We start from the raw sequence: 17,471 nt of genomic DNA on the forward strand, positions 1-17,471 counted from the left end.
ATCCGGTGATTAGTCGCCGTCAGTGATGGGCTGGCGCACCAGCAGCAGATAAGCGAGTGCGCCAACCAGCGTCACACAGGCACAAATCATCAGCGCAAGGCTGAACGATTTGGTGGTGTCGAGCACCCAGCCGGTGATAACGGGCGCGAATGAGGCAAAGATAAAGCTGGCAAAGTTCTGGATGCTGCCGACTGAAGCGGTCATACGGGCGGTGACGTTGGCGTGAATCAGTCCCCAGCAAGACGTTCCGGCAAAGTGGATACAGAACAGCGCCATGCCAATCAGCGTTACGGCGCTGGTGGTATCGGTCGCGCGGGTCACTACGGCGGTGAATCCGGCTGAGAGCAGCATCCCGCTGACGATGCAGACTTTGCGGGTTTTTACTGCGTTAAAGCCACGACGCACCAGCGCGTCAACGACATAGCCATTCAGCAGCATGCCCGCCGCACCAAACAGGAACGGAATCGCCGCCAGCAGGCCAGTACTTTTCAGATCGAGGTGATAGGTGGACTGCAGGTAGCCCGGCAGCCAGGCGATATAGAGCCACGCGGTGTAGTTGATGCCGCTGAAGCCAATCATCATTCCCCACATGGTGCGCTGCTTAAACAGGCCGCGCCACTCTTTGAAACTGATCGGCTCTTTCCGCGACGCCACGCTGCCCGCCTGCAGATAGTGGATCTCTTCGGCGCTCAGGGTGTTGTTGTCACGGTCGCGGTAAATCATATACCAGCCGATAGCGAGGAACATACCGAGGATACCGATGGTGACAAACATGCCACGCCAGCCCATTACCAGCATCATCGCCGCCAGAATCGGCGGGGCCACCGACAGCCCAATCATCGAAGCCGCATTAAACATCCCCATCGGCATGCCGCGATCTTTAATGTTGAACCAGTCGTTGATCACCTTCACGCCGCACGGGTTCATCGGCGCTTCGCCAATACCCAGACCGATGCGCACCAGGATGAACTGGGTGAAGTTATGCACCAGACCAGAGGCGGCCTGGAACAGCGACCAGATAAACATGCCGATGCCGAGCATAATGCGCGGCCCTTTACGATCCAGCAGCGCGCCACACGGCAGCTGCGCCAGGCCATACGCCAGCGAAAAAGCCGAGAGCAGGAAGCCGATTTCGGTGGCGCTCAGTCCCATTTCCTCACGGATGGTCATATTCGCGACCGACAGCGAGCTGCGATCCAGATAGTTGATGATGGCCGCGAACAGCAACAGCAGCATCGCCGTGATCTGCACCTTGCGGATACGCGGTGAACGTACCACGTCGCTGCGCATCGGCACGAAATCCTGGTCTGGTGGCGTGTTACCGGTCACGCTGTCGCGGCCGGTTACTGAGGTCTTTTCCATTGCACTCTCCCGAAACTGGGTACTTATCGTTATGGTGAGAAGGGGTCTGCGCGCAGCGGCAAAAGGCCGCTGTGACGTTGCAGTCGAGACTAAGAGCAAAGGGTTAAGTATGTTGCAAAGATGTTTCTGAATCGTGCGGGAGCTAGTGCTTTGTGGTTTTTAATCGGTTTTTAATTGTACTGACCGATTGAGCGCACCATCGAGGTTTTGGCGGTCGCCAGATGACTGTGTAATGCACAGAGCGCATCGATATCCTGACGGCTAATCAGTGCGGTCAGGATCGCCATATGCTCCTCCAGCGCGACGATATTACGCTGCTTAAGATCGCTTTCATCCCACTGATAATGCGAGTGAAAGATCACTGAGATAATCTCCAGTGACTGGTTGAAAAACGGGTTACTGGCGGCGGATAAAATCAGTGAATGCATCTGGCGATCCAGTGCAGCAAAGTGGCGATAGTTGCTGGCGATGGTATCGCGCATCGATCGGTGACGATCCAGCAGATCCCGTGCCTGAACCCAACGCTCATCGCTGGCGGGCAGATTCAGGAAGCGGCTCAGGGCGTGGGTTTCCAGCATCTCGCGCAGTTCAAACAGCTTCTCGGCGTAATCCTGAGTGAATTTTTTCATGCGCCACTGACCGCGTTTCACGGGCTCCAGCAGGTCATAGCGCATAAAGCGCAGCAGAAATTCGCGCACCACTACCGGGCTGACTTTCACCTGCTGCGCCAGTTGCAGCTCGCTGAAGGTATCGCCGGGCACCAGCTGCCGCTGATTAATCATATTAAAAAACATCTGCTCAAAGTGGCTGGCCTGCTGCTCAATCGGCGGCGTTAAGGCGCTAAAACTGTCATCTTCGCAGGGATCGCGCACGATTACGTAGGTTTGATCGACTTTGTCGAGCACGCCGCACTGATGCAGATAGTGCAGCGTATGGCGCACCGTGGTCCGGCTGATATTGAACATCTCGGCCAGTGCCGCCTGGGGGGGAAGGGGGGAACGAATATGACGCTGAGCAATGCTCTCAAGCATCTGGTTAATCACGTTCTGACGCAAATTCTGGCTGCGGCTCATCTGACTCTCCGGTTTTTTATGCATTAAAAACCATTCAAAGCCCAAAAAAATCGTCGTGCTTCACACTTCCCGCTAACGAACGCCGCGCAGCAAGCAGGATTCGCCATAACTGCCTGCAGGACAACCGGAGAATCACCATGACAATAATGAAAGCACTGGTCATCGCTGAACCACGTAAGATGGTCTGGGCTACCCGTGACACCCCTGAGCCTGCCGCTGGCGAGGTGCTGATTAAAATTCTCACCGCCGGGATCTGCGGCACTGATATCCACGCCTGGTCCGGCAATCAGCCGTTCTTCAGCTATCCACGGGTGCTGGGCCATGAAATCTGTGCCGAAGTGGTGGCGCTGGGTAGTGGCGCCGCGGGCTTTCAGCCAGGCCAGCGGGTGGCGTTAATGCCCTACATCTCCTGTCTGCGCTGCGACGCCTGTCAGAGTGGCAAGACCAACTGCTGTGAGCAGATCTCGGTCATTGGCGTGCATCAGGATGGCGGTTTCTGCGACTATTTAAGCGTACCGGTCAGCACGCTGCTGGCGGTGGATGAGGTGGCTCCGGAAGCGGCCGCGCTGATTGAGCCGTTTGCCATCAGCGCCCATGCGGTGCGTCGCGCCGGAATCATGGCGGATGAGCAGGTGCTGGTAGTGGGAGCCGGACCGATAGGGTTGGGTGTCGCCGCCATTGCTGCCGCCAGCGGCGCGCAGGTGGTGGTGGCGGACACCAGCGAATTCCGTCGCCAGCATGTCGCTGACCAGCTCGGGCTGGCGGCACTGAATCCGGCGGATGAGGCGTTTTATAACGCGCTACGCGAGCAGTTTGGTGGCCGGCTGGCGCTGAAGGTGATCGACGCTACTGGCAGCCCGGCGGCGATGAACAATGCGGTCAACCTGATGCGACACGGCGGCACAATCGTCTATGTCGGCCTGCACAAAGGCGATCTGGTCATCCCGGACAGTGAATTCCACAAAAAAGAAACCACGCTAATGGGCAGCCGCAATGCCACCCGCGAAGATTTCGACCGGGTGAGTGCGCTGATGGCCAGCGGCCAGCTGCGCGCCGAAATGATGCTGAATCACCATCTGGCTTTTTCCACGCTGGATGAAACCTTCGAGGCGCAAATCATCAACAACCGCCAATTGATCAAAGGTGTGATCCACTTCGACCGGTAACGCGGTCAGCCAGCGTTTCAGGACGCGGTGAGGGTCTCAAAGAAGTGCGCCCGCACCGCGTCGGCCTCCACGCCGAGCGCGATACGCTGGGCGGGCAGACCGGCAAACGGATCCGCTCGTGAGGCCAGCGCGCTCAGTTTACGCACCGTCTGACCGCAGGCGATGCCCTCTGTGATGACCCGCAGCGGATTTTCAGCGATCGTAAAAGCCTGCGGCAGCGTCAGCCACGCCACCGCCAGGGTATCGTGCAGCGCCATGCCCGCAAAACCCTCTTTCTCCAGACTGTAAGCCAGGTAAGGGCGACAGATAGCGCTCAGCACCGGCTGGTTCAGACGCTGAACCTCATCGCCGCTGATCAGCACCTTGTGCGTGACATCCAGCGGGATCACCACCACGTTCAGCGCCGAGGCGAGCACCTGATCGGCGGCGTGTGGATCTTTCCAGATATTGAATTCGCTGAAAGGCGTCACGTTGCCGCTGTGGCCATCGGTGCCAAACGCGCCGCCCATGATCACCAGCTCTTTCACCAGCGGAATAATATCCGGTGCCTGATTAATAGCCGTGGCGATGTTGGTCAGCGGGCCAATCGCCACCAGGGTGATCTGATGCGGCTGTGCCCGCACGCTGTCGATAATAAACTGCACCGCACCTGGCGCCTCATCGCTGAAGGGATTATCAAACGCGTCGCCCAGGCCGTCTTCACCGTGCAGCCTGGCGGGCGCAGAGGGTGCCAGCGCCAGCGGCCGTGAACAGCCACGATAGACCTCTGCGTTAATCGCCATTTTGTCGCAAAACAGCCGGGCGTTTTTCACCGCCTGACCCACCGCCACGTTGCCAAACACCGTGGTAATCCCCAGCAGATGCTGCGTCCGCGCCGCATAAGCCAGCGCAAAGGCATCATCCACGCCGATATCAGTATCAAAAATCAGGGTCCGCATAGGGTCTCCGCAACAGGCTGTAAACCCTCAGCATTACCCCGTCAGCGGGCAGGGCGTCAAGCGATTCTGCCGCCACGAGCACACGCTTGCCAGCCTGAAACGGGCGTCGTATTATCACCCGCTCAAGGTGATGGCGTGCCACCTTTCCCAACCGCCGGTGGGCTTAACACCGGCTGATGACGCCTGACACTCAATCCTTTCGCGGGAGCTGAGGTGTCAGGCGCAGTTTATCTCTGCCTCTCCCCTCAGCCCGGCATTACTCTGTAATCAGGAGCAACACATGTTTAAACCATTACTGGCTGTGATGATCGGCGGCTCTGCCGGCTGTGTACTGCGCTGGCTGTTCTCGATGCGTTTTAATGCGCTCTTCCCTAATCTGCCGCCTGGCACGCTGCTGGTGAATCTGATTGGCGGTCTGGTGATCGGCGGCGCGATGGCCTGGTTTGTCCGCCATCCCGATGTCGATCCGATCTGGAAACTGCTTATCGTCACCGGACTCTGCGGCGGGCTGACCACCTTCTCCTCGTTTACTGCGGAATTAATGGGGCTGCTTCAGACAGGCAAATATCTCTGGGCGATGGCCAGTGCGCTGGTGCATGTGATCGGCTCACTGCTGATGGCGTTTGCCGGTTTCGCGCTGGTCACGCTGCTGGGCTGATCCGGCGAATCGGCGCTTGTCATAACGATTAAGAGGTAGATACTGTTTCAGGTTTTACGCGCGTGTTTCAGGGCGTAACACTGAACGTCACCGATTATTCCGGACGATTAAGGAGCCGAGCAATGCGAACCAATCCCACCTTCCTTAACCTGGTGTTGTTAAACGGTGAACCTGGCCAGAAACTGCAGGCGGCGCGTGACGCCGGTTTTGATCAGGTTGAGATCTGGCGTGAGGATGTCGAAGCAAACCAGGGCGGCGCGGCGGCTCTGGCTGAGATCGCCGCCCGACAGGGGCCTGGCTTTACCAATCTCCAGGTGCTGCGTGATTTTACCGGCGCACCCGGTGCGCTGCGCGGAAAGAAGCGCGAGGAGCTGCGCCAGTTTATTCAGATTGCTCAGGCGCTGGGCTGCGACACGCTTCAGGCGCCAGCTACTACCCGCGAAGATTGCTGCGCCGACCAGATTGATGATGACCTGCGCTGGATGGCCTCTGAAGCTGCGCGCTACAACATGCGCATTATGTATGAGCCGATGGCCTGGTGCAGCGTGGACAACACGCTGCCGCTGGCGTGGCAGCGATTGCAGCGGCTCGACCAGCCCAATATCGGGCTGGTGGTTGATCTGTTCCACATCTGCGCGCTGGGGGGCGACGCCTCGCAGCTGGATGGCATTCCCGCCGATCGCATTTATGAAGTACAGCTGTGTGATATGGCGGCCGTTCCCGCCCAGGATAAGCAGAGCCTGATGGCGATGGCAAAGCACCAGCGTCTGCTGCCCGGCGATGGCATTATCGATGTTGAACGCTTTGTCGATAAGCTCAAAAGTGCAGGCTATCAGGGACCGGTGGGAATCGAAGTCTTTAATGATGCGCTGAAGCGCCTGCCGCCCGACGTGGCTGCACGTCATGCCTGGCAGGCGTTAAAGCGTTGCTGGGGTTAATCCTGTAAGCACTGCCCGATAAATCCGGCGGCATGCATTGCACCCTGGGCTGAGATGGTGTGGCCGGTGGCGGGTTCAAAGCGCGCCTCGACCGGCACCAATGCGGCCCGGAGTCGTGCTGCGGCTGATTCGCTCTCCTGCCACGGGATCACCTCATCGGCCTGACCGTGGATCAGCAGTGCGGGCACATGAGCCTGCGGGGTTAATTCACCGTCAACCGCCAGACGACCGGAAAAGGCGACCACGCCCGCCAGCGGATAACGGCCAGAAGCCAGCGCATCCAGCGCCATGATCGATCCCTGAGAGAAGCCCACCAGCACCACATCCTGCCAGCGATCGGCGAAGCCGTGCTGCGCGACAATCTCGCTCAGTGTCGCATCAAACGCCGCCCGCGCGGCCCGAACCCGTCCCGGCCGGTTCTCTGGCGTCACGTCCTCCAGGCTGAACCACTGCCAGCCAAAACCGGCGGCAAAACGTTCAGGCGCATTGGGAGAGGCAAAAATCACATCCGGCAACAGCGTCGCCCAGTGACGGCCAATCGGTGCCAGATCGTCGCCGTTACTGCCCACGCCATGCAGAAAAATTACCAGTGTTTTTGCCATCATTGCTCCTTTTAAAAACCGTATTCACTCATATCAGGACCAGCCGGAACGATCCCGTTCGGGTTCAGCGCCTTGATCGAGTAGTAACCCTGTTTGATGTGATCGATGCTGACGGTCTCTCGCACGCCAGAGACCGACAACATGCTCTTAAGATAGCGGTTCAGCAACGTATAGTCGCGTATCCGGCGCAGATTGCATTTGAACAGGCCATAATAGGCCACGTCAAAACGAATCAGGGTCACGAACAGGCGAATATCAGCTTCCGTCAGCCGTTCACCCAGCAGGAAGGTGCGACCATCGCTGAGCAGGGCTTCCAGTTCGTCGAGCTGGCTGAAAACGTCATTAAATGCCTGGTGATAGCTGATTGATGTTGTCGCGAACCCGGCGCGGTAAACGCCGTTGTTCAGACGCGGATAGAGGCTCTCATTCAGCGCATCGATCTCAGCGCGCAGCGCGACGGGGTAGAGATCGATGCGGTTATTGGCCAGATCGCCAAAGCCGCTGTTAAACATGCGCACAATATCAGCGGACTCATTGTTGACGATGGTGCCGGTTTTCTTGTCCCACAGCACCGGCACGGTGGCGCGGCCCGTATAATCGGGCACCACGCGGGTGTAGATTTCATGCAGATACTGCGCGTTATTCAGCGGGTCCGGCTGCGCACCGGGGAAGTGACCAAAGCGCCAGCCCTGGGCATCGAGCTGCGGCTCCACCACCGTTACGCTAATCAGCGACTCCAGTCCTTTAAGTTTACGCGCCATCAGGGTGCGTGATGCCCACGGGCAGATCAGCCCCACATAGAGATGGTAGCGATCGGGTTCGGCCGCGAATTCGGTGGAGCCATCGCTGCTGATAAAATGCCGGAAGCCGGACGTCTGACGGACAAACCCGCCCTGTTTATCGGTAGCCTGTACTGGATGCCAGTCACTACTCCATTTGCCTTCTACTAACATCACGTCACCTCTCTCTATTTTGAGAAGTAGCTTAACTGATGACTAAATGGTTGATAATCCGGTCATAAAGACAATGATTTCTTCCATTATGGAAGAAATCACGCGGGTGGAAAATGGGTAAAGTGGGTCACCAGGAAGTCGATGAGCAGACGCGCCCGGTGTGCCAGATGGCGGGCAGGCGGGTAAACCGCAAACAGGCCAAGCGGCGGCGTGTCGAAGTTTTCCAGCAGCCGGACAATCTCACCGCGTTGCAGCGCGGGGGCTGCAACAAAACCGGGCAGACGCGCAATGCCTAATCCGGCGACTGCCGCCTGCAGACAGGCTTCGGTATTGGCAAAGCGCAGACGTCCGCGCACCGGTACGGTAACAATCTCGTTGCTGCCGTCACAACTGGCAAATGGCCAGTGCCAGGGATCGCGGAAGTTGGTGTCAATAATGCATTGATGCTGGGCTATTTCACGCCAGTGCTGCGGCGTGCCGAACTGCTCAAGATAGACCGGCGACGCGGCGATGCGCACATGCACTTCGCCCAGCCTGCGCGCCACCAGACTGCTGTCGCTGAGGTTGCCGATACGGATCGCCATATCAAACCCCTCATCGACAATGTTTACGGCCCGGTCTGAAAAGCTGACATCCAGTTCAATCAGCGGATAGCGCCGGGCAAATGCCACCAGCACCTGGGAGAGTACCACCGTGCCAAAGGAGCCGGGCGCGCTGATTTTCAGCCTGCCGGTAGGCGTGGTGGCACTTTCACGTACGCTGGCATCCAGCGCCTCAAAGGCATCCAGCAGGTTTTTCACCCGCTCATAATAACTGCGGCCAACATCGGTGGGCGACAGGGCGCGCGTGCTGCGCTTAAACAGCTGAACGCCGAGCCGCTGCTCCAGTTTTGAAACCAGCTTCGAAGCCTGACTGCTGCTGGTGCCGAGACGTAACGCCGCCGCAGAAAAGCTGCCGGTTTCCAGCACCGTGACAAACATCCGGTCACAATCGAGTCGATCCATGGCCATGTCCTGTGGAGGTAAAGTGGCAGTATAGAAGCTGAGTCCTGGCGTTGCAGCCTTCACTTTGCGTGCCTTTACCCTTTCGCTGGCGTGGAAAACCTGCTTGACTGAACCTCTGCCCGACGTTTTCTGGAGTATTTCATGTCGCTGATTCACCTGACGTCACTGGCGGATATCCCGGCCGCCGAGTGGGATGCGCTGTTGCCTGATGACCAGCCTTTTTTGCGCCATGCGTTTCTGCTGACGCTGGAAGAGAGTGGCAGCGTGCGGCCCGAATCGGGCTGGCAGTCTGATCATCTGTTATGGCGGGAAAATGGCGTGACCCGCGCCGCGCTGCCGGGCTACCAGAAATATCATTCACAGGGCGAATATGTTTTTGATCACGCCTGGGCGGATGCCAGCCAGCGTGCCGGGATCCGCTACTATCCAAAGTGGCTGGGGGCGATCCCCTTTAGTCCGGTCAGCGGCGCGCGCCTGCTGGGGGAACCCTCTGCTGCCGCACAGCTGCTGTCAGCCCTGCCGGAGAGCCTGTTGCAGCAGGGCTTAAGCGGCGCGCACATTAACTTTACGGATGCGCAGGCGAACCAGCTGCTGGCCGATCAGCCCGACTGGCTCTCCCGGCTCGGCTGTCAGTATCACTGGCATAACCGTGGCTACCGCGATTTTCAGGATTTCCTGGACACGCTAATGTCGCGCAAGCGAAAGCAGCTGCGTAAAGAGCGTGAGCAGGTGGCGCAGAGCGGTTTTGTGTTTGACCGTTATCTGGGCTACCAGCTGCGCGAAGATCAGTGGGATTTTGTCTACACCTGTTATGCCAATACCTATGCGGTGCGCGGCCAGCGGCCTTATCTGACGCGAAACTTCTTCAGCCTGCTGGCGGAACGGATGCCGCAGAATATTGTGGTGGTGATCGCCCGCTTACAGCAGCAACCGGCGGCGATGGCCTTTTATCTGCGGGACAGCCACTCGCTCTATGGCCGCTACTGGGGCTGTCTGGCGGAATTTGACCGGCTGCACTTCGAAACCTGTTTCTATCAGGGGATGGATTTAGCCCTTGATGAAGGGCTGACGCGGTTTGATGCGGGCGCGCAGGGTGAGCACAAGCTGGTGCGCGGCTTTGAGCCGCAGATCACCCACTCCTGGCACTATCTGCTGCATCCTGGCCTGCGCGATGCCGTGGCAGATTTTCTGGTGCAGGAGCGGGAAGGCGTGCGCGGCTGGGCGGAAGAAGCGCGCGACGCCTTACCCTATCGACGCGGCGATTAATCGATGCCGACAAAGCCGCCGGTCTGATGCTGCCACAGCCGGGCATACAGACCGTTCCGGGCCAGCAACTCGTGATGGCTGCCCATCTCGGCAATGCCGCCTTTATCCAGCACCACCAGTCGATCCATCTTCGCGATGGTCGACAGGCGGTGTGCAATCGCGATTACGGTTTTGCCCTGCATCAATGACTCCAGGCTCTCCTGAATCGCCGCTTCCACTTCGGAGTCGAGCGCAGAGGTAGCCTCATCCATGATCAGAACTGGGGCATCCTTCAGCAGCACACGGGCAATTGCCACACGCTGGCGCTGACCACCCGACAGTTTCACGCCGCGCTCGCCCACGTGCGCGTCCAGCCCGGTGCGGCCCAGCGAGTCAGAGAGCAGCGGAATAAACTCATCGGCGCGGGCGCGGTGAATGGCAAGCTGTAGCTCTTCTTCGCTGGCGTCAGGACGGCCATAGAGCAGGTTTTCGCGGATTGAGCGGTGCAGCAGCGAGGTGTCCTGCGTAATCATGCCAATCTGGCTGCGCAGGCTCTCCTGCGTTACGGCGGCGATATCCTGATCGTCGATCACAATCCGCCCACCGTTCAGGTCATAAAGACGCAGCAGCAGGTTTACCAGCGTCGATTTACCGGCACCCGAAGGACCAATCAGACCAATCTTCTCGCCCGGTTTGATGTCGAGGTTAAAGCCGTTAATCACCTGGCGGCCACCGCCATAATCGAAGCGCACATCCTCAAAACGGATGTTGCCGCGCGTCACCTTCAGCTGCTTCGCCTGCGGCACATCCTGCACGCTCAGCGGCTGCGCGATGGTTTTCAGGCCATCCTGTACCGTGCCGATATTTTCGAAGATGCCATTGACCACCCACATGATCCAGCCGGACATGTTCACCAGGCGGATCACCAGACCCGTGGCCAGCGCAATCGCCCCAACGCTAATCAGTGACTGGCTCCACAACCACAGCGCCAGTCCGGATGTTGAGACAATCAGCAGGCCGTTCAGCGCCGACAGTGTCAGATCCATGCTGGTGACCATGCGGCCAGCGTGCTGGGTTTTTTCCGTCTGCTCCTGAATCGCCTCACGCGCATACTGCCGTTCCAGGTCGCTGTGGGCAAACAGCTTGATGGTGGCGATGTTGGTGTAACCGTCAACAATGGTGCCCATCAGCTTTGAGCGCGACTCCGAGGAGACCACCGAACGCGCTTTGACACGCGGCACAAAGAAACGCAGCGAGGCGCTGTAGGCCACCATCCATAGGATCAGCGGGATCATCAGCCGCCAGTCGGCACCGGCAAACAGTACCAGCGAGGTCACAGCGTAGATCAGCACATGCCAGATGGCATCTACCAGCTGCACCGCGGAATCACGCAGTGAACTGCCGGTTAGCATAATGCGCTGGGCAATACGACCCGCGAAATCGTTCTGAAAGAAGTTGAGGCTCTGGCGCAGTACGTAGTTGTGATTCTGCCAGCGGATCATGCTGGTCATACTCGGGCTGATGCTCTGATGAACCAGCATGTCGTGCAGGGCGATAAAAATCGGCCGCAGAATCAGCGCCACCGCCCCCATCCACAGGAGTATCGGCCAGTTATCCCGGAACAGGGTGGCAGGTGTGGAGTGATTGACCATATCGATAATGCGGCTCAGATAGCTGAACAGCGATACTTCGATCAGCGCGGATGCCAGCCCTACCACCAGCAGCGCCGCAAAACTTGGCCAGACCTGACGCAGATAATAGCGGTAAAACGACCAGACCGTTGAGGGAGGCGAATCGGTGGGCGCGTCATGAAAAATATTGATAAAACGCTCAAAACGACGATACAACATAGCGATACTCTTTCCGTCCGGTAAAGAGCTACAGCTTAGTGCATGAACCTCGATCGGCTAAAAGGAGAAAATATGGAAATCATTATTCGGGCACGGGAACCGCAGGATGCAGCTGCCTATCAAAGGCTCTACAGTCATCCCGATGTCTATCCCTGGACACTGCAGTTGCCGTTTCCCAGTGTCGCCACCTGGGAGAAAAAATTCGCCAGAATGGATGCAGAGGGATTTATCGCCTTTGTGGCCGAGATTGATGGCGTGCTGGCCGGTGAGCTGACGCTGTTCGTGGATAACAAGCCGCGCACTCGCCACTGCATCAGCTTTGGGCTGGGCGTGCATCCCGATTTCGCCGGTCGCGGCGTCGGTGAGCGCCTGATCCGCACCGCGCTGGATTATTCCCGCAACTGGCTGGGCATTACGCGTATGGAGCTAGAGGTGTTTCATGACAACGAACGGGCGCTGCGGCTCTATGAACGACTGGGCTTTGAGCGTGAAGGGGTGATGCGGCAGGCTGCACTGCGCGACGGTCAGCTGCGCGATGTGGTGATGATGGCGAAACTGCTGCACGAGAAGTGATACCCGGAGCGGCATCACTGCCGCTCCATGTCGCGTTACGGATTTTTAGTGCGGTATTGCTGCATGTTCTGTTGCGTCACCAGCTCAAAGGGGATCCACTGGTGAGAATCCACCTTCTGGCCTTTGATCATCTGCTGCGCCACCTCAACCGATTTTTTGCCCTGACCCACGGCATCCTGGAACACCGTCACCGCCAGTTTACCGCTCGCCAGCGCTTTCAGGCCATCCGGCGTGGCATCAATGCCGCCCACCAGAATGGTTTTCTTCGGCTTCGCCTGCGCAATCGCCATCGTCGCGCCAATCGCCATCTCATCGTTGTTGGCGGCGACAATATCAATCTCTTCGCCGTTCGACAGCCAGTTGAGCATTAAATCCATGCCCTCATTGCGTGCATAGTTGGCGGTCTGCTTCAGCACCACTTTCATGTCGGGATATTTTGCCACCACCTGTTCCACATCTCGGGTGCGCTGCAGCGCACCCGCATCGCTGAGGTTACCGATCATGATGGCGACTTTGCCACGGTAACCGGCCTGCTTCGCCAGCGATTCCATCTGCAACGTGCCGGACTCGCGTTCGTCAGAACCGACAAACACTACGCCCGGCGGCAGGGTTTTATCGCCCGGGGAGCGGTTAACATAGACCAGCGGAATGTGCGCCTGCTGCGCCAGTTTCGTCAGGGCAGGGGTACTGGCGGAGTCCACCGGATCGACAATAATCGCGTCCACGCCAGCACTGATAAAGCTCTGCACCTGGTCGGTCTGACGACCCACGTCACCGCGCGCATCTTCGAACTGCGCATTCAGCTGACGCACTTTGGCCTCTTTCTCAATCGACTGGCGAATAAGGGTGAGGAAGTTCTGGTCGAAATAGGCCATCGAGACGCCGATCTTTTCTGCCAGCGCCGACGTGGAAAGAGAGAGCAGACAGAGTATTGCCCATGCACGTTTTTTCATTGGTGACTCCCGAGGTAAACCGGATGGAATGGATTTTTCATTTTTTGTAAAAATGGATAAACCACGATCATTTGCAGCTTAGGAATTGCCGCCAGGTTTGACAACCGGCCCTTTTCACACTTGCTAGCGCCGCCACACTTTGCCGTAAAATCGCCGCGTCATAGCTGGCAGGGCCGGTGAAATCTCCGACCTGGCGCACACTCCGGGGCAGAGAGCCATGGCTTTTCGCGCTTTTGTGCAGCGCCGCACGGGCAGTTGTGGCGGTTGCCAGAAAAGCGCGTAATCGGACCCGACGATCTCAACATCCGCACAATGACCAATGGTTAGCGGCCTATCTATATTCCCTTAAACGGGATATCTCAGCGTTATTCCTGAAAAAAACCTCGTGGCGTAACCCGCCGCTTTTTAAGGAATTCAGCTCATGCCTAAAGACCAAAAGCCTCAACGGACGACGCATGTCCGCATCGGGATCCTCTGCCTGATCCTGTTTCTGTCGGTGGTGGCATACGCCGACCGCTCGATCCTCTCGATCTCCGGGTCGGCGATCAAAGAAGAGTTCGGGCTGTCAGCGATCCAGCTCGGATTGATCCTCTCTGCCTTTAGCTGGGCCTATGTTATCGGGCAGATCCCCGGCGGACTGTTGCTTGACCGCTTTGGAGCCAAAAAAGTCTATGGCGTCACGCTGGCGCTCTGGTCCGTGTCCACGCTGGCGATGGGATTCGTGGGCGAGTTCTCCAGCGGCATGACCGGCGCGCTGATGCTGATGTTTGGTCTGCGTTTTATGCTGGGATTGATTGAAGCGCCCAGCTTTCCCGCCAATGCACGCGTGGTGATTATGTGGTTCCCGGGTGCAGAGCGGGGACGGGCTTCATCGCTGTTCAGTTCGGCGCAATATTTCGCCGTCGCCATCTTCTCGCCGCTTTCAGGCTGGCTGGTGTCGCGCTTTGGCTGGGAATGGCCATTCTTTGTGCTGGGCGGCATCGGTCTGGTGGCGGTGTTTGTCTGGGCGGCCTGGATGCGCGAGCCGCGCAATCACCCCGGCGTGTCAGAAAGCGAACTGCGCCACATCGTGGAGGGTGGTGCGCTGGTCGATATTGATGCGGCCCAGACGCTGAAAGCGCGGCCACCGGTCAGCAAAGCGATGTTCAGAAAGCTGCTCACCAATCGCATGCTGTGGTGCGCCTATCTCGGTCAGTACTGCATCATTGCGCTCAGCTACTTCTTTATTACCTGGTTTCCCATTTATCTGGTGCAGGCGCGCGGCATGAACATCATGGAAGCGGGATTCGCCACCGTTGCGCCGGCGCTGTTTGGTTTTCTGGGCGGGATTAGCGGCGGTTACCTGTCAGACACGTTAATCGCCCGAGGCTGGAGCGTCTCCTGGGCGCGCAAAACACCCTATATCGTCGGCATGCTGATGGCGTCGAGCCTGGTGCTGGCTGCAATCATTCCTGGTAACGGCGGCATCATCGCCATTATGTCCTTCGCCTTTTTCGGCAAAGGCATCGCGGCCGGAGCCGGCACCTGGACGGTGATCAGCGACACCGCACCGAAAGAGGCGGTGGGTCTGGCGGGGTCGATTTTTAACGGCATCGGCAATATCGCCGGTTTCACCACGCCGCTGCTATTCGGCATCATCGTCGGTCTGACCGGCAGCTACAGCATCGGACTGGCGTTTGTGGCGGCACACTGCGTGGTAGCGGCTCTGCTGTTCCTGCTGGTGATGGGACCGATTGAACGCGTCGGCGAAGAGACCCATCGCCCTGCATCCTATAACAATCAGGAGAAAGAAGATGGCCTTAAAGCAATGTAAGGTGCTGATAAAAGGGAAATATCTGCCGCCGCAGCTGATAGAGAATATCGAACAGTCGTTTACCGCGTTCCGGCTGTGGGAGGCGGATGATGAGGCGGCCTTTCTGGCTGAGCAGGGTGCAGATATCGACATGCTGGTCACCAGCGGCAACGCGGTGATGGGCGCACCAGCCGCGCTGATCGCCGCGCTACCCAACCTGAAAGCGATCTGCAGTAACGGCGTCGGGTATGACAGCATTGATACGGAGGCCGCCCGGTCACGCGGCATTGTGGTGACCAACACGCCAGAGGTGCTGAATGATTGCGTCGCGGATCTGGGGATGGCACTGCTGCTGGATGTGGCGCGCCGCATCAGTGAGGCCGATCGTTTCACGCGCGCAGGCCACTGGCAGCAGGGGCGCTTTCCGCTGAGCAGCAAAATCGGCGGCAAGGTGTGCGGCATTGTCGGGCTGGGTAATATCGGTCAGGCGGTGGCCAGGCGCGCGCAGGCGTTTGATATGCAGATACATTACTACAACCCACGTTCACGGCCTGATGTGCCCTATACCCGGCATGAGAGCCTGGTGGCCCTGGCGCAACAGGCCGATTTTCTGGTGCTGACGCTGCCGGGTGGTGCCACGACGCGTCATATTATCAACGCGGACGTATTGCAGGCGCTGGGACCGCAGGGCTATCTGATTAACATCGCACGCGGTAGCGTGGTCGATCAGCAGGCGCTGCTGAAGGCGCTGGAAACCGGGCAGATCGCCGGTGCCGGGCTGGATGTGTTTGAACAGGAGCCGCAGGTGCCGGATGCCCTGCGCCAGCGCGACAATGTGGTGATTACGCCGCATATCGCCAGCAGCACCTGCGAAACGATGGCAGCGATGGCTGACCTGGTGTTTGAGAACATGCTGGCCTTTGCCCGTGGTGAGCCGGTGCTGACCCGGGTGGTGTAACCACACCAATGACTTAGCCATGCGCAAGCACGAGAGAGGCAGGAGGCCTCTCCTCTGACCACACTCCCGACACCACACTTCGCACAAAACAGCCTGAAGAAAATTTGCCCGGCTGCCGATATCACCTTATCCCACCCGCTGATGTTAAGGAGTGATAGCGTGATAAAGCTGATTACCATTGATGAATTGCGTCCAGGGATGTTTATCCACAAGCTGGAGGTCTGGTGGATAAAAGACCAGCGCATTCATAATCAAATGCTGATCACCGATCCACGTCAAATCGCCACGCTACGCAGTGAAGGGATCCGCCAGCTCTGGATCGACCTCGATCGATCGGTTCAGACGCCGATCGCCACCTCGATCGCAAAACGAACCATCGGGCGCACCCCGTTTTTTCAGGAACTGGATCAGGCACAGCAGATTTTTCAGCAGGGCAAACCAAAAGTGCTGGCGATGTTCAACGAGGCGCGGCTGGGTAACGGCCTGAAGCTCGATTACATGATGGATCTGGTCGATGAAATTGCCGGATCGATCACGCGTGAACCCTCTGCCATGCTAAGCGTGGCACGGCTGAAAAATCATGATGACTACACCTATCTGCACTCTATGGCGGTCTGTGGACTGATGATCGCGCTGGGCAAAAAGCTCGGACTGGATGAGATTCAGCTGCGCCGGGTGGGTATGGGCGGTTTACTGCACGATGTTGGCAAAGCGGCTGTGCCGCTGGCGATCCTGAACAAAGCGGGCAAGCTGACTGAAGAGGAGTTCAGGGTGATGCGGGAGCATCCGGTGGTCGGGACGCAGATGCTGATAGAAGCCAATGCCGATGACGACCTGCTCGATATCGCCCTGCATCATCATGAAAAATATGATGGCAGTGGCTATCCGCACCGCCTGAAAGGCGAGGCGATTTCGTTCTACGCCCGCATGGCGGCAGTGTGTGATGTCTATGATGCTGTTACCTCGACCCGCGCCTACCGCAAAGGCTGGACGCCTGCTGAGGCGATGCACCAGATGCTGAGCTGGCGCGGTCATTTTGATCCTGGGCTGCTGCACACCTTCGTGCGTACTATCGGGATCTATCCGGTGGGATCGCTGGTGCGTCTGGCCTCTGGTCGGGTGGCGCTGGTGGTGAAAGTGGGCGAAAAATCACTGATGCGTCCCTGTGTGCATGTCTTCTGGTCGCTACATGCCCAGCGTGAAGTGAAACCGGAGGAGCTCGACCTCGGCGACAGCTTCTGCACCGACAGCATTGTGGGCGCAGAAGACAGCACGCTGTGGGGTAACGTCGATCTCAATCGTATCTGGGCGCTGGAAGTCGCCTGATTTTTCGCCATTTTTACACTATTTTTACGCCCGCCCGCTGCATTTTAACCCCTTCTTTATACGCCTCCGCGCAAGCTAAG

General features: G+C 58.2%; 16 protein-coding genes and 1 riboswitch. Of the genes, 8 read left to right on the forward strand and 8 right to left on the reverse strand.

Translation table 11 applies throughout. The features are described 5' to 3' along the window. Positions 1–9 precede the first annotated feature (9 nt). Both HZZ01_RS17090 and HZZ01_RS17095 read right to left on the reverse strand, forming a co-directional pair. Positions 10–1,362, reverse strand: a complete 1,353-nt coding sequence (locus HZZ01_RS17090) for an MFS transporter (protein WP_179898721.1) — start codon at positions 1,360–1,362, stop codon at positions 10–12. A 170-nt stretch (positions 1,363–1,532) separates the two neighbouring features. Beyond that, positions 1,533–2,435, reverse strand: coding sequence for a GntR family transcriptional regulator (locus HZZ01_RS17095; RefSeq protein ID WP_179898722.1), 903 nt, complete (start codon positions 2,433–2,435; stop codon positions 1,533–1,535). Between the two features lie 137 nt (positions 2,436–2,572). Between HZZ01_RS17095 and HZZ01_RS17100 the strand changes: the two genes are divergently transcribed. Continuing rightward, a complete protein-coding gene (locus HZZ01_RS17100; protein ID WP_179898723.1) occupies positions 2,573–3,601 on the forward strand; it encodes a zinc-binding alcohol dehydrogenase family protein in 1,029 nt (342 codons plus the stop codon). Between the two features lie 17 nt (positions 3,602–3,618). Here the strand turns inward: HZZ01_RS17100 and HZZ01_RS17105 are convergent, their stop codons facing one another. Then, positions 3,619–4,539: a nucleoside hydrolase gene (locus HZZ01_RS17105; RefSeq protein WP_179898724.1), complete on the reverse strand. Its 921-nt coding sequence runs from the start codon at positions 4,537–4,539 to the stop codon at positions 3,619–3,621. A 117-nt stretch (positions 4,540–4,656) separates the two neighbouring features. Continuing rightward, a riboswitch (Fluoride riboswitch) is annotated at positions 4,657–4,732 on the forward strand. Between the two features lie 87 nt (positions 4,733–4,819). Here HZZ01_RS17105 and crcB point away from each other — a divergent pair. Both crcB and HZZ01_RS17115 read left to right on the forward strand, forming a co-directional pair. Next, positions 4,820–5,197 carry a fluoride efflux transporter CrcB gene (crcB, locus tag HZZ01_RS17110; protein WP_136198120.1) on the forward strand — a complete coding sequence of 126 codons (378 nt, stop codon included), beginning with the start codon at positions 4,820–4,822 and terminating at the stop codon, positions 5,195–5,197. A 122-nt stretch (positions 5,198–5,319) separates the two neighbouring features. After that, the gene (locus tag HZZ01_RS17115; protein ID WP_179898725.1) at positions 5,320–6,135 is read left to right on the forward strand and encodes a sugar phosphate isomerase/epimerase; all 816 of its coding nucleotides are present in this window, start codon (positions 5,320–5,322) and stop codon (positions 6,133–6,135) included. Here the strand turns inward: HZZ01_RS17115 and HZZ01_RS17120 are convergent. The 3 genes from HZZ01_RS17120 to HZZ01_RS17130 all read right to left on the reverse strand — a co-directional run bounded on the left by HZZ01_RS17120 (position 6,132) and on the right by HZZ01_RS17130 (position 8,694). Then, positions 6,132–6,737, reverse strand: a complete 606-nt coding sequence (locus HZZ01_RS17120; RefSeq protein WP_179898890.1) for an alpha/beta hydrolase — start codon at positions 6,735–6,737, stop codon at positions 6,132–6,134. The genes HZZ01_RS17115 and HZZ01_RS17120 overlap by 4 nt on opposite strands. A gap of 11 nt (positions 6,738–6,748) precedes the next feature. Beyond that, the gene (locus HZZ01_RS17125; protein ID WP_179898726.1) at positions 6,749–7,690 is read right to left on the reverse strand and encodes a glutathione S-transferase family protein; all 942 of its coding nucleotides are present in this window, start codon (positions 7,688–7,690) and stop codon (positions 6,749–6,751) included. 98 nt (positions 7,691–7,788) lie between these two features. After that, positions 7,789–8,694, reverse strand: coding sequence for a LysR family transcriptional regulator (locus tag HZZ01_RS17130; RefSeq protein WP_179898727.1), 906 nt, complete (start codon positions 8,692–8,694; stop codon positions 7,789–7,791). Positions 8,695–8,835: 141 nt separating this feature from the next. Here HZZ01_RS17130 and HZZ01_RS17135 point away from each other — a divergent pair, with 141 nt between their 5' ends. Continuing rightward, positions 8,836–9,960, forward strand: coding sequence for a GNAT family N-acetyltransferase (locus tag HZZ01_RS17135; RefSeq protein ID WP_179898728.1), 1,125 nt, complete (start codon positions 8,836–8,838; stop codon positions 9,958–9,960). Here HZZ01_RS17135 and HZZ01_RS17140 read toward each other — a convergent pair. Beyond that, positions 9,957–11,789: an ABC transporter ATP-binding protein gene (locus HZZ01_RS17140; RefSeq protein WP_179898729.1), complete on the reverse strand. Its 1,833-nt coding sequence runs from the start codon at positions 11,787–11,789 to the stop codon at positions 9,957–9,959. The two genes, HZZ01_RS17135 and HZZ01_RS17140, sit on opposite strands and share 4 nt — an antisense overlap. Positions 11,790–11,861: 72 nt before the next feature. On the opposite strand from HZZ01_RS17140, the gene HZZ01_RS17145 reads away from it, so the two are divergent. Next, positions 11,862–12,362 (forward strand): GNAT family N-acetyltransferase, encoded by a 501-nt coding sequence (locus HZZ01_RS17145; RefSeq protein ID WP_179898730.1) that lies wholly within the window; start codon positions 11,862–11,864, stop codon positions 12,360–12,362. 35 nt (positions 12,363–12,397) lie between these two features. On the opposite strand, the gene HZZ01_RS17150 is transcribed toward HZZ01_RS17145, so the two are convergent. Further along, a complete protein-coding gene (locus HZZ01_RS17150; protein ID WP_179898731.1) occupies positions 12,398–13,315 on the reverse strand; it encodes a sugar ABC transporter substrate-binding protein in 918 nt (305 codons plus the stop codon). 421 nt (positions 13,316–13,736) lie between these two features. Between HZZ01_RS17150 and HZZ01_RS17155 the strand changes: the two genes are divergently transcribed. From HZZ01_RS17155 to HZZ01_RS17165, 3 genes are all read left to right on the forward strand, one after another. After that, positions 13,737–15,128, forward strand: a complete 1,392-nt coding sequence (locus tag HZZ01_RS17155) for an MFS transporter (RefSeq protein ID WP_179898732.1) — start codon at positions 13,737–13,739, stop codon at positions 15,126–15,128. Further along, positions 15,109–16,065, forward strand: coding sequence for a 2-hydroxyacid dehydrogenase (locus tag HZZ01_RS17160; RefSeq protein ID WP_179898733.1), 957 nt, complete (start codon positions 15,109–15,111; stop codon positions 16,063–16,065). Before HZZ01_RS17155 ends, HZZ01_RS17160 begins: the two co-directional genes overlap by 20 nt. 159 nt (positions 16,066–16,224) lie before the next feature. Continuing rightward, positions 16,225–17,391, forward strand: a complete 1,167-nt coding sequence (locus HZZ01_RS17165) for an HD-GYP domain-containing protein (protein WP_179898734.1) — start codon at positions 16,225–16,227, stop codon at positions 17,389–17,391. The last annotated feature ends 80 nt before the right edge of the window (positions 17,392–17,471 follow it).

The organism is Pantoea sp. WMus005 (genome assembly GCF_013415305.1).
In the GTDB taxonomy this organism is placed as follows: Bacteria; Pseudomonadota; Gammaproteobacteria; order Enterobacterales; family Enterobacteriaceae; genus Pantoea; species Pantoea rara.